12 protein-coding genes are annotated in these 12428 nt (G+C 30.3%); 5 read left to right on the forward strand and 7 right to left on the reverse strand.

Annotated features, from left to right (window positions below; genetic code table 11):
• Nucleotides 1-76: 76 nt before the first annotated feature.
• From FNL83_RS09875 to nrdI, 7 genes are all read right to left on the reverse strand, one after another.
• The gene (locus tag FNL83_RS09875; RefSeq protein ID WP_001829596.1) at nt 77-856 is read right to left on the reverse strand and encodes an iron ABC transporter ATP-binding protein; all 780 of its coding nucleotides are present in this window, start codon (nt 854-856) and stop codon (nt 77-79) included.
• On the reverse strand, nt 853-1812 hold the full coding sequence (locus FNL83_RS09880; RefSeq protein ID WP_002438903.1) for an iron chelate uptake ABC transporter family permease subunit: 960 nt from the start codon (nt 1810-1812) through the stop codon (nt 853-855). Before FNL83_RS09880 ends, FNL83_RS09875 begins: the two co-directional genes overlap by 4 nt.
• Entirely contained in the window at nt 1796-2770 is a 975-nt protein-coding gene (locus FNL83_RS09885; protein WP_001829651.1) for an ABC transporter permease, read from the reverse strand. Before FNL83_RS09885 ends, FNL83_RS09880 begins: the two co-directional genes overlap by 17 nt.
• A 15-nt stretch (nt 2771-2785) precedes the next feature.
• Nucleotides 2786-3049 (reverse strand): hypothetical protein, encoded by a 264-nt coding sequence (locus FNL83_RS09890; protein ID WP_002456931.1) that lies wholly within the window; start codon nt 3047-3049, stop codon nt 2786-2788.
• On the reverse strand, nt 3024-3992 hold the full coding sequence (gene nrdF / locus FNL83_RS09895; RefSeq protein ID WP_001829597.1) for a class 1b ribonucleoside-diphosphate reductase subunit beta: 969 nt from the start codon (nt 3990-3992) through the stop codon (nt 3024-3026). The genes FNL83_RS09890 and nrdF overlap by 26 nt, the downstream gene beginning before the upstream one ends.
• Before the next feature lie 118 nt (nt 3993-4110).
• Entirely contained in the window at nt 4111-6216 is a 2106-nt protein-coding gene (nrdE, locus tag FNL83_RS09900) for a class 1b ribonucleoside-diphosphate reductase subunit alpha (RefSeq protein WP_001829582.1), read from the reverse strand.
• Entirely contained in the window at nt 6179-6577 is a 399-nt protein-coding gene (gene nrdI, locus FNL83_RS09905; protein WP_001829589.1) for a class Ib ribonucleoside-diphosphate reductase assembly flavoprotein NrdI, read from the reverse strand. The genes nrdE and nrdI overlap by 38 nt, the downstream gene beginning before the upstream one ends.
• A gap of 754 nt (nt 6578-7331) precedes the next feature.
• Between nrdI and FNL83_RS09910 the strand changes: the two genes are divergently transcribed.
• The 5 genes from FNL83_RS09910 to FNL83_RS09925 all read left to right on the forward strand — a co-directional run bounded on the left by FNL83_RS09910 (nt 7332) and on the right by FNL83_RS09925 (nt 12088).
• Entirely contained in the window at nt 7332-8207 is an 876-nt protein-coding gene (locus tag FNL83_RS09910) for a DMT family transporter (RefSeq protein ID WP_001829684.1), read from the forward strand.
• Between the two features lie 13 nt (nt 8208-8220).
• Complete coding sequence (gene queF / locus FNL83_RS09915; RefSeq protein ID WP_001832596.1) at nt 8221-8721, forward strand: preQ(1) synthase; 501 nt, start codon at nt 8221-8223, stop codon at nt 8719-8721.
• 283 nt (nt 8722-9004) lie between these two features.
• Entirely contained in the window at nt 9005-10510 is a 1506-nt protein-coding gene (locus FNL83_RS09920) for a peptide MFS transporter (protein WP_001832607.1), read from the forward strand.
• A 301-nt stretch (nt 10511-10811) separates the two neighbouring features.
• A complete protein-coding gene (locus tag FNL83_RS12110; RefSeq protein ID WP_153801568.1) occupies nt 10812-10955 on the forward strand; it encodes a hypothetical protein in 144 nt (47 codons plus the stop codon).
• A 209-nt stretch (nt 10956-11164) separates the two neighbouring features.
• Nucleotides 11165-12088, forward strand: coding sequence for a diacylglycerol/lipid kinase family protein (locus FNL83_RS09925; protein WP_001829680.1), 924 nt, complete (start codon nt 11165-11167; stop codon nt 12086-12088).
• Nucleotides 12089-12428: the final 340 nt, after the last annotated feature.

Here is a 12428-nt window from a genome sequence, read left to right on the forward strand (position 1 = left end):
GTGCAACTCCCTAATCAAATTTATAATTTCTTTTCGTATGGATAACCTCTTTTACTATGCGTCTCAATTTTAATCATTAAACTGAGTCAAAAGTAGTTTCATCATAATATAGACAAATACGTTGTCCCCTTATCTCCTCTATACGTACTTCCATTTCATATAAACTTTTTAAAATGTCAGACTGAATAACATTATCTTTATCATCAGCTTTAACTAGCTCACCTTGTTTAAGCGCAATGATGTCGTCTGAATAACAAGAAGCAAAGTTGATATCATGTAATACGATAATGATTGTTTTATTTAACTGACGACATAAATCTCGTAACGTTTGCATAATCTGTACTGAATGTTTCATATCTAAATTATTTAAAGGCTCGTCTAATAATATATAATCAGTATCTTGTGCTATAGTCATAGCAATATATGCACGTTGTCGCTGACCTCCAGATAGTGTTTTAATATTACGATGTTTAATTTCATTAAGCTGTAATAAGTCAAGAGCATATTCCACTTTGTCATAGTCTTCTTGCTTCATTCGACCTTTTGAATATGGAAAACGACCAAATTTAACTAGTTGCTCGATAGTTATGTTCATATCAGTGTGATTAGATTGTTTTAAAATACTTAATTTTTTAGCTAAATCGTCAGTTTTATATTCTGAAATTTCTTTGTCTTCAATCAAAATTGAACCGTTCTCATAACTAAATAAGCGACTGATAGCAGATAATAATGTACTCTTACCAGCACCGTTAGGACCTATGAGTGAAGTCAATTTTCCCTTTTTAATATCTACGCTAATATCTTTTAAAATAGGTTTATTGTCTATCGTTTTATCTAAATTTCGAATTTGAATCAATTTGCATTTCTCCTTTTGACAAGCAAATATATGAAGTAACTTCCACCAACTAAATCTACTATCAAACTGAATTCAGTTGTTGCTTCGAATAGATTTTCAACTACCCATTGCGCTATAAATAAACTAATCCAGCTGAATAATATTGTTGCCGGTAAAATAAATTTGTGTTCATAGGTCTTCATAAATTCGTGTGCTAAGTTGACAGTTAATAAGCCAAGAAATGTTACAGGACCTATTAATGCAGTAGATATAGAGACGAGTAAAGCAACCAAAATAAGAAACATACGCGTCATATTCTCATAAGAAACACCTAGATTAATTGCTTGTGCTCTACCTAACAAAAGAACATCTAAATATGGTCGAAGTATTATTGTAACAATTATTAATATAACTAATAATATGCCTGAAACAGTTACTAATTTAGAATTTGATGCTTCAAAGCTAGCAAACATAACATTTTGAACTGCTAAAAAAGATTCAGGATTCATTATAAGTTGGAGAAAACTTGTAATACTACGGAAGAAAGTTCCTAATATTACACCAACTAGTAATATGAAATAGACTGAAAAGTGACCTAGTTTAAATATAACTTGAAATAATAGCAATGAAAAAAACACCATTGCGATCAAAGTGATTAAAAAATTAAGGTAGATATTTGTAACAACAGTTGCTTGTTCACCTAAAATAAAAATAGGTAAGACTTTGACAAATAAATACACAGAATCAAGTCCCATAATAGAAGGAGTTAATAATCTATTTGTAGTAATAGATTGGAAAATAACTACGGACGTTCCTATCGATGCTCCTACTAATAATATAAGAATAAATTTTTTGAAACGGCTTTGGAATTGATATTCAAATATATCAAAATCTAAACCTACCAATAAATAAAAAATTGCCATACAAATTGCCATAACGACCAGTATACTTATTTTTTTATTAGCGCTCATTTGCATAATTTTTCCTACCTTTCATTAGCAAGATTAGGAAAATAATTGTGCCAAATACACCTATCGTCAATCCAATATTAATTTCGTAAGGGTAAACAATTATTCTACCAATAATATCAGCAATTAAAACAAAAATTGCACCGAGCATAAGCGTGTGTGGTAAAGCATTTTTCAAATGATCGCCTCTATAGATAGATATGATATTCGGTACGATTAAACCTAAAAATGGTAATGTTCCAACAGTAACAACAACTAATGCTGTTAGCGTTGCTGTTATGAATAATGCTATTTTAATGATTTTTTCATAACTTACACCTAAATTATGACTAAAGTCTTTTCCCATACCTGCAATAGTAAAATGATTTGCAAATACAAATGCCAAAATAAGTAATGGTATTGTGAGATACAACACCTCAAAACGACCACTCGTTATAACTGCAAAGTTACCAGTTAACCAGTTTCCAATGCTTTGTAAAGCATTGGTTCTCAACGCTACAAATGTAGTAAAACTGGATAAAATACCACCAATCATAATGCCTAAAAGTGGAACAAAGATTACATCTTTTACACGGATAAGATTAATTAATTGGACAAATAAAAACGTTCCAACAATACTTAGAACAACAGCAAATAATAATTTGATTAAAATGGGACCATTAGGAAAGAACAACAATGACATTAAAATACCTAATTTTGCCCACTCCATAGTACCAGCAGTCGTTGGGCTTACAAATTTATTTTGCATCATCTGTTGCATAATTAATCCTGATAAAGCTAGTGAACTACCCGAAAGTAGAATACTAACTGTTCTGGGAATTCGACTCGAAAACAAAATGTTTATTTGTTCATCACTTAAATGGAAAATATCTATTAGAGAGAGCTGACTCACCCCTATAAATAAAGAGACAATAGTTAAAGTCACTAATAAAATAAATAAGGTATAACCTTTAAAAATAAATTTCATTAGTTAATCTCCTTGCTAAATATTAAAGATGTATAAGGTCAATATACGAAAGTAATGATAATGATAATGATTATCATTAACATCAATATTATAGACTCTATTTTCTTTTTTCAATAGTTTTTTCATATTTTTTGGGAATTTTATAAATGTTTTATCCAGCAGTAATAATACATCAAAATATTTTATAATACCAACTTTCATAAAAAAAGAGATTCCTACTAATTTTAATAGAAATCTCTTTAAAAGTACTATATTAATTATCAAAAACAAAGTCTTCATCACGTAGAGGCTCAACATTTAAAGCCAATGTATAGCCATCACCTTTAACAGAGAAGAAATCGTGGTTCTTTGTAGATGTATCTAGTGCATTTTCAATAATAGGGTTAAACTCTCTCTCTTCGAAATATGGTTCAAAACCTAAATTCGATAATGCTTTATTTCCATTATATCGAACATAATTTAATACATCTTCAGCAAGACCAATATCATCATATAATAAATGTGTATATGAAACTTCATTATCATAAAGTTCATTTAATAATTTGTACATTTCTTGATCAGCTTTTTGTTTCTCACTTTCAGATAACTCATTACGTAGACTTTGTGCATCTAAACCTGTGAACACTCCATGTATAGATTCATCTAAAAGTATCTTACGTATAATTTCACCTGACGTAGTCATTTTTCCTTGTCCTGCGAGATATAATGGATAATAGAAGCCAGAATAGAATAGAAATGTTTCTAAGAATACACTAGAAACACGAGCAATATATTGATCGTAAATCGATGCTTCTTTACCCCAAAGTTTGTGGTAATTTTCTACAATTTTATCTGATTTATATTTTAAATGTGGCTCTTCAATAACCCAAGTATCCAATAAATAGTTGGTTTCACTAGATGGTAATAATGTAGTGAAGATATGAGAATAACTTTTCGCATGGATTTGTTCCATCATAGCCATAAATGAATAAACAGCTTTCTTTCTTAAATCAGTAGTATGAAGCATGATTAATGGCATACCATCATCAGCTTGATGTGTATCTAAACCTGTTAAACCTGCAAGCGCTTTTTTAAAAGTATTTTTCTCAGAATCTGTTAATGTTTTCCAACTTGCTATATCTTTTGATACTTTAAATTCTGTTTCCACCCACATTTGTGAGATATTTTGACGCCAGAACATATTAGTCATATCTTCTTGGGTGTTCCAATTTACCGCCTTCATTAAAATCCTCCTGTCATATTTATGTATAAAATAAAGAGTTTTGAACCAATGTAAATCTATAATTTAAAGAAATACATCAATTCATCACTCTACTCTAAAATCTTTACAACTTAATCAATTAAATCGCACAACTTGTACATTCTTCCACACTTAATAATTTATTACGTGTATAGTATAAAGATTTAAGGCCTTTATGGTGTGCATATACATATAATCTTGAAAGTTCACGTGTTGAAATTTCTGAATTAACATAAAGTATCGTTGAAATACCTTGGTCTACGTGAGTTTGAATTGTAGCTACTAAGTCAATAAGTTTCATTTGGTCAGTATTAAATGCTGATTTGTAGTACCACATTGTTTCTGGTGATAAAAATGGCATTGGATAAAATGTTTCCGCATTTCCATACGTACGACGTTCAATTTGGTCAACAATAGGCATAACAGAACTTGTCGCATTTTGAACATAAGAAATACTTTGAGTCGGAGCAATAGCTAATCTATAAGCGTGATAAAGTCCATATTGTTCTACTTTATTTTGCAATTCTTTCCAATCATTTGAAGTAGGTATATCGATACCATCAAAAAGTTGGCGAACCTTTTCAAATTTTGGTTCAAATTCTTGAGATGTATAGAATTCAAAATATTTACCATTTGCATAGTCTGATTGCTCAAAGTCTTGATACTTTTCTCCACGCTCTTTTGCAATTTCCATTGAACGTTCGATGGAATAATAGTTCATAATCATAAAGAATATATTAGCAAAGTCTTTTGCTTCTTCAGATTCATAGCCAATTTTATTTTTAGCTAGATAACCATGTAAGTTCATTACTCCTAGTCCAACAGAATGTAGTTCACTATTCGCTTTTTTTACACCTGGTGCATTTTGAATATTTGCTTCATCACTTACAACTGTAAGAGCATCCATACCTGTGAACACAGAATCTCTGAATTTACCTGATTCCATAACATTCACTATATTCAATGAGCCTAAGTTACATGAAATATCTCTTTTAATTTCATCTTCAATTCCATAGTCGTTAATTACTGATGTCTCTTGTAATTGGAAAATTTCAGTACATAAATTACTCATTTTAATTTGCCCAATATTTGAATTCGCATGTACTTTGTTTGCATTATCTTTAAACATAAGATATGGATAACCAGACTGTAATTGTGTTTGTGCAATCATATTTAACATTTCACGTGCGTCTTTTTTCTTTTTATCGATATTAGGGTTTGCAACCATATCGTCGTAATACTTTTCTAAATCAATATCATCTAAAGTCACACCGTATTCTTGTTTAACTGTATGAGGTGCAAACATATAGAAATCTTTACCCTCTTTAGCCAAATCAAAGAATTTAGAAGGTACAATAAGACCAGTCGAAATAGTAGATAAACGTAAATCTTCATCTGCATTCACTTTCTTAGTATCTAAAAACTCTTCAACATCGTAATGGAAAATATTTAAGTACACTGCCCCAGCGCCAGGACGTTGTCCTAATTGATCTGCATAACTAAATCCACCTTCAAGTGCCTTAGCAACAGGTAAAACACCTTTAGCTACACCTTTAATTCCTTTAATTGCTTCTCCACGTGCACGAAGTTTCGATAAATTAATGGCCACACCACCACCAATTTTACTAAGTTGTTTTGCAGTTGAATCAATGAAATTGATAGAATTTAAGCTATCGTCTACTTCTAATAAGAAACATGAAACAAGTTCTCCACGTCTTGCTCTACCTGCATTCAAGAATGTTGGTGTCGCCGGTTGATAACGTTGTTCCACCATTGCAGAAATAAATTGTTTTGCTTGTTTAACATTACCATTCGCTAAATAAAGTGCAACGATTGCGACGTGCTGATTATAATCCTCAAGAAACTTAGTTTTATCATTCGTTTTTAAAGCGTAATCCTTATAAAACTTACTTGCCGACATATAACTAGCAAATTGGAAGTGAATTGATTTTGCGTATTCAGTAATTTCAATTAATTCTGCTTCGCTATATTTTTCGAAAACATTAAAATAAAAATTATTATCAACAAGATAATGAAGTCTTTCGATTTCATCATCAAAAGAAATCATTTTATCATGGATTTCTTCAAGATACACTTTCAATGCTTCTTGATCTTTCTCTAAATCAAAGAAACCATTGTCTTTTCTCTTGGTCACTTCATTATTTAATTCAATATGATTGTATTTCTTTTCTTCCATGGTTTTCATTGAAATTGCCCACCTTATCCTTAAATTCAATAATGTCTTTATTTGTCCCTTGTACTTCAAACTTCATCATTAATGGAACTTTATATTCCTCAGAAATTGTATGGCCAGCTTTAGCGAAATTTTGTCCCCAATTTCGATTTCCACTCGCAGCAACAGCTTGTAACTGAGTATGATTTACATTTAAAAAAGATTGAACCGGCTGCGGCACCTCTCCAAATCCAATAGTGCCAGTAACTAAAATGTAGGGTTCATTAACTGATTCGTTACAATTATCTTGAGTAATTTCAAATGTATCTTTAATACCAGCACGACTAATAAATCGTCTAACATTACCAGAAAATGAATAATATACTACTTTCATTGAATCACCTTCTTTCGTCAACCATTGATTCAGCCAAAAGTAGATTAGAAATGATTAAATATCTTTAATATAATTTAAATCATCTACTTATAAAAACAGTTGAAAATAGTTACTTTTACGTAAAATTTTTTCAATCTGTAAATAGCCTTTAAAATATATAAATAACCACAATATATAGTGGTTAAAACTTAAATTTGCACTACATGATAAATTATCTTTTTAGTAGGGTTTTACTATAATTGCAATATTTTCGAGATAAAAGTAGTGTCAAATTGCATTAAAATGATTAAATTCTACAACGTTAAATTCTCAGCTAAACACTATATATAGTGTTTGCATTTCTAATTTGATACTATATTCTGTGTTTCATTATACATAACTCATATCACTAATGAAAGTTAAAAATTGATGGCAGAAACAACCTATCATTTGGAAAGTGCATCACTACGAGATTAGTGTCATTATTTTAAAATAAAAAAATTTTTTTGAGTGTCTTTACTTGCTTTTCTATTGAAATTAGACATATAGGGTTAAAAGAATAGTTACGTAAATTTCTACAATAACAGATATAAATTACATTTTTAAAAACATGATTCTAGCTTTTTATTAAATTGCGCATAAGAAATAACAATCTTTAAAAGCGAACATTTGTTCGTTTTTTATTATAGCTCGTTTCCATTGAATTATCAAGAACTTATGCATAGTTAGATTTTATATGCTAATATAATGTCGTTAATCATATAATATTGAGGCGATGATATTGAATTCAAAAGTTAAAGGTATTATTGCTATATTGATTTCAGCTGTGGGTTTTAGTTTTATGTCAGTCTTTTTTAGATTGGCCGGTGATTTACCAGTCTTTCAAAAATCTCTAGCTAGAAATTTTGTAGCCATGTTTATACCATTATTTTTTATTTATAAATATAGGCAACCTATGTTTGGAAAATTAAGTAGTCAACCCCTACTCATCTCACGTTCAACACTTGGGTTAATTGGTGTCTTACTTAATATCTACGCAATTGATCACATGGTATTAAGTGATGCTGATACATTAATGAAATTAAATCCTTTTTGGACAATTGTTCTTAGTTTAATTTTTTTACATGAAAAGGTACGAAAATATCAAATCACGGCGATGATTATTGCTATAATAGGGATGCTATTAATTGTTAAACCAGAATTTTCATCATCAGTTATTCCTTCAATAGCAGGATTACTATCCGGTATTTTTGCAGCTTCTGCCTACACATGTGTTAGAGCACTCAGCACTCGTGAAAAACCTTATACGATAGTGTTTTATTTTTCATTATTCTCAGTTGTAGTTCTTATACCTTTTTCAATATTTACTTATACACCTATGACAACAATTCAAATTCTTTTCTTACTCGGCGCTGGATTATCAGCAGCTGTAGGACAAATTGGTATAACATTGGCTTATAGTTTTGCTCCAGCAAAAGATATCTCCATCTTCACATATGCGTCTATAATATTTACTGCATTATTTGGATTTATTCTGTTTGGAGAATCACCTGATATGTTTGCAACAGTAGGATATATTGTCATTATCGGAGCAAGTTACTATATGTTTGATAAAGCAAGACGTGAAACAACTATAAATCAAAATAATTAAAGGAGCTAGAAAATTGACACAAGGACGTCAAAAAGATGAATTAAAAGATATTACTTTATTAGGCAATCAAAATAACACTTATGAATTTGATTATAGACCGGAAGTTTTAGAAACTTTTGATAATAAGCATCAAGGTCGTGATTATTTTGTTAAGTTTAATTGTCCTGAATTCACATCACTATGCCCTATTACGGGTCAACCAGATTTTGCGACAATTTATATCTCGTATATCCCTAATATCAAGATGGTGGAATCTAAATCATTAAAGTTATATTTATTTAGTTTTAGAAACCACGGAGATTTTCACGAAGATTGTATGAATATTATTATGAATGATTTAATTAATTTAATGGACCCACATTATATTGAAGTTTGGGGTAAATTTACTCCGAGAGGTGGCATTTCCATAGATCCTTACACGAATTATGGTCGTCCTGATACAAAATATGAAAAAATGGCTGAACATCGATTAATGAATCATGACATGTATCCAGAAAAAATAGATAATCGTTAATATATATTTTATAAAAATCTCTACTGTTATATTTGATGGTAGAGATTTTTTGTTGCACTTTGCTGCATTAAAGCGTACTTTATATATAGCGCGTCATTGAATAAATATAGTAATAAAATTATTGAAATTATATCATCGGATTAAATGTTACAGATTATATCAATTGACAGAATTTTCTTTTTTCAAATTTTTTGAAAATTATTGAAATTTTCTTATCACAATAGTAAAATCACCTTAAAACAATTTAATAAGGTTATTTGGGCAAGAAAGGTTGGGATGATTTATGACTTCAAATAAGTCCCATGAAAAAGCAGTTCAAGAAATACCACAACATGGATTCTTCGGACATCCAAAAGGATTAGGCGTTCTCTTTTTCGTAGAATTTTGGGAGAGATTCAGCTATTACGGAATGAGAGCAATGCTTATTTTTTATATGTATTTTGCACTCCAGGAAAACGGACTTGGAATGGACAAAACAACAGCCATGTCTATCATGTCTGTATATGGATCATTAATTTATATGTCTTCAATTCCAGGTGGCTGGATAGCTGATAGAATTACAGGTACCCGAGGTGCCACATTAATCGGAGCTATATTAATTATTATAGGTCACATATGTTTAAGCCTTCCTTTTGCAATGGTAGGTTTATTCACTTCTATGTTCTTTATTATTGTAGGATCAGGTTTAATGAAACCAAACATTTCAAATATTGTTGGTAGACTCTATCCTGAAAACGACGTACGCATGGATGCTGGATTTGTTATCTTCTATATGTCAGTGAACATGGGTGCACTCGTTTCACCAATTATTTTACAATACTATATTGATATTAGAAATTTCCATGGTGGCTTCTTGATTGCAGCAATAGGGATGGCTCTTGGATTAGTTTGGTACTTACTATTTAACCGAAAAACTTTAGGTAGTATCGGTATGAAACCGACGAACCCATTATCTTCTTCTGAAAAGAAAAAGTACGGAACAATCATCGGAATCGTTGTTATAGCAATAGTATTAATCCTTATGATTGCTTACTTTACGCATACGCTATCATTTAATTTAATCAGTAATACTGTTTTAATTTTAGGTATTGCTTTACCAATCATTTACTTTACAACAATGATTAGAAGTAAAGAAGTTACTGATACTGAAAGATCAAGAGTAAAAGCATTTATTCCGTTATTCATTTTAGGCATGTTATTTTGGTCAATTCAAGAACAAGGATCTAATGTATTAAATATCTATGGTATTGAAAACTCTGATATGAAATTAAATTTATTTGGTTGGAAAACACATTTTGGTGAAGCTATTTTCCAAACCATTAACCCATTATTTATTTTATTATTTGCACCCGTGGTTACTCTTTTATGGCAAAAGCTAGGAAAGAAACAACCTAGCCTACCTATTAAGTTTGCAATTGGTACTATTTTAGCAGGCGCATCCTACATACTTATGGGAGCAATCGGTCATATTTATGGGGATACACAATTCTCAGTTAACTGGGTTATTCTTTCATACGTTATCTGTGTTATTGGTGAGCTTTGTCTCTCTCCAACTGGTAGTAGTGCAGCAGTTAAATTAGCACCTAAGGCATTTAACGCACAAATGATGAGCCTTTGGTTATTAACTAACGCTTCAGCTCAGGCCATTAACGGTACATTAGTTAAATTAATTAAACCACTTGGTCAAACCAATTACTTTATCTTCTTAGGTGTTGTTGCAACCGTGATTACGTTAATTATATTAGCGTTTATTCCTAAGATTTCTAAAGCAATGAAAGGTATTCGTTAATCATTACACTAAAATGTGGATAGAATATAAATCCTAGAAAAATAGCCAGTAAATGAGTTTTTTATAAATTCATTTACTGGCTTTTTATTTATAATACTTTGTATTGTTGGCTTGGTTTCTTAGCGGACAACTTCAGCCTATAGTCTTCAACTTGTCCTGTTCCCTCAAGAGTCTCACCAAAATACTTTGTGTTTATATGTAATTTTACATTGAAATACTTAAAAAATAAGGCCCTTTCGTATAATTTAATAAATACCAATAAACTAAATTAACGGGGTGTCTTATGTATAAAAATTATCATATGACTAAACATACTCTACCAATGGAAACTTCAGTAATTATCTCCACACATGATATGTCACAATATGTGAATGATATTGTAAAAAAATTCCAGGTACTGAATTCAGACAGCATCGTTGCGCAACATTATAGCATCCCAAAATGATATTAAAAATAATATTATATGTCTACATAAATTTTTACCAACTTAATATTCTTACTCTTAAATTTATGTTATTTTATTTGGAACATCTATCTTTATAGAACACTTAAGTTTCAATACCATAAATTTTAATTTATAATGTAAATCAAACATAAAGGAAAGTTCAAACAATCTAATTACACAAACTATTTATCGAAAGTAGGTATATATTTATGAAACAACCGTATAACCATGGTGTTCTTTTCTATCATGAACATAGCGGTTTGAAAGATATACATAATGGCATAGGAGAAGTTGCAAAATCTCTTAGTTCAATGTGTAAACACCTCTCTCTTCAACTCAGTGAAAATAAAGGCGATATTATTAAATATTGTAAATCTATTAAAAATGAAAATTATAGCTCTGATGTAGACGTTTTATTTATTTTAGGTGGAGATGGTACACTTAATGAACTAGTAAATGGCGTTATGCAGTATCAGTTAAATTTACCAATCGGTGTAATACCAGGTGGTACCTTTAACGATTTTACAAAAACACTTCAACTGCACCCTAATTTTAAAACAGCTAGTGAGCAATTATTAACATCACATGCTGAATCATATGATGTGTTAAAAGTGAACGACTTATATGTACTTAATTTCGTTGGACTTGGCTTAATAGTACAAAATGCAGAGAATGTTCAAGATGGTTCTAAAGATATATTCGGTAAATTCAGCTATATTGGATCAACCGTTAAAACGTTATTAAATCCTGTTAAATTTGATTTCTCATTGACTGTTGATGGTGAAACAAAAGAAGGCAATACTTCGATGATGTTAATAGCAAACGGTCCCAATATAGGTGGTGGACAAATTCCGCTAACCGATTTATCGCCACAAGATGGAAGAGCAAACACATTTGTATTTAATGATCAAACACTAAATATATTGAATGATATATTAAAAAAACGTGATAGTATGAATTGGAACGAAATCACACAAGGTATTGATCACATATCAGGTAAGCACATCACACTCTCAACAAACCCTAGTATGAAAGTGGATATTGATGGCGAAATTAATTTAGAAACACCAATTGAGATTCAAGTATTACCCAAAGCGATACAACTTCTTACTGCAACTGAACAAAATAATTAATATAAATTTCACTTATTCTTTATCAATTTATTTTTAAAGCATGAGCTACTGAGACATAAATGATTGTCTCAGTTTTTTATTTTATAAACTGATAACATCGTTAGTCGGGTGAGACGATAATTTCATTACAACACCCCTCATTATTTTTAGTAAGAATACTTACAATAATTTTTTTAAAATTTACTTCTTTTAAAAATAGATTTTTTTAACTACCAAATACGTCTTGTTCCCATTGCATCAAGTCTTACACCTCAACCCCGACTAAATATATAGGTTAAAAATGTGTTCATATAAACATCACAATTGACTCTTTAATAGTCTGTATTTTCTTTTAATTTGG

Source organism: Staphylococcus epidermidis, from assembly GCF_006742205.1.
Classification (GTDB): Bacteria; Bacillota; Bacilli; order Staphylococcales; family Staphylococcaceae; genus Staphylococcus; species Staphylococcus epidermidis.

Excerpts from the sequence above, each read along its gene's own strand:
- nrdF (WP_001829597.1), bottom strand. The coding sequence starts at position 3,992 with ATGAAGGCGGTAAATTGGAACACCCAAGAAGATATGACTAATATGTTC.
- FNL83_RS09885 (WP_001829651.1), bottom strand. The coding sequence starts at position 2,770 with ATGAAATTTATTTTTAAAGGTTATACCTTATTTATTTTATTAGTGACT.
- FNL83_RS12110 (WP_153801568.1), top strand. The coding sequence starts at position 10,812 with ATGACTAAACATACTCTACCAATGGAAACTTCAGTAATTATCTCCACA.
- FNL83_RS09880 (WP_002438903.1), bottom strand. The coding sequence starts at position 1,812 with ATGCAAATGAGCGCTAATAAAAAAATAAGTATACTGGTCGTTATGGCA.
- FNL83_RS09910 (WP_001829684.1), top strand. The coding sequence starts at position 7,332 with ATGATATTGAATTCAAAAGTTAAAGGTATTATTGCTATATTGATTTCA.
- FNL83_RS09890 (WP_002456931.1), bottom strand. The coding sequence starts at position 3,049 with ATGAAGACTTTGTTTTTGATAATTAATATAGTACTTTTAAAGAGATTT.
- FNL83_RS09920 (WP_001832607.1), top strand. The coding sequence starts at position 9,005 with ATGACTTCAAATAAGTCCCATGAAAAAGCAGTTCAAGAAATACCACAA.
- nrdE (WP_001829582.1), bottom strand. The coding sequence starts at position 6,216 with ATGAAAACCATGGAAGAAAAGAAATACAATCATATTGAATTAAATAAT.
- nrdI (WP_001829589.1), bottom strand. The coding sequence starts at position 6,577 with ATGAAAGTAGTATATTATTCATTTTCTGGTAATGTTAGACGATTTATT.
- FNL83_RS09925 (WP_001829680.1), top strand. The coding sequence starts at position 11,165 with ATGAAACAACCGTATAACCATGGTGTTCTTTTCTATCATGAACATAGC.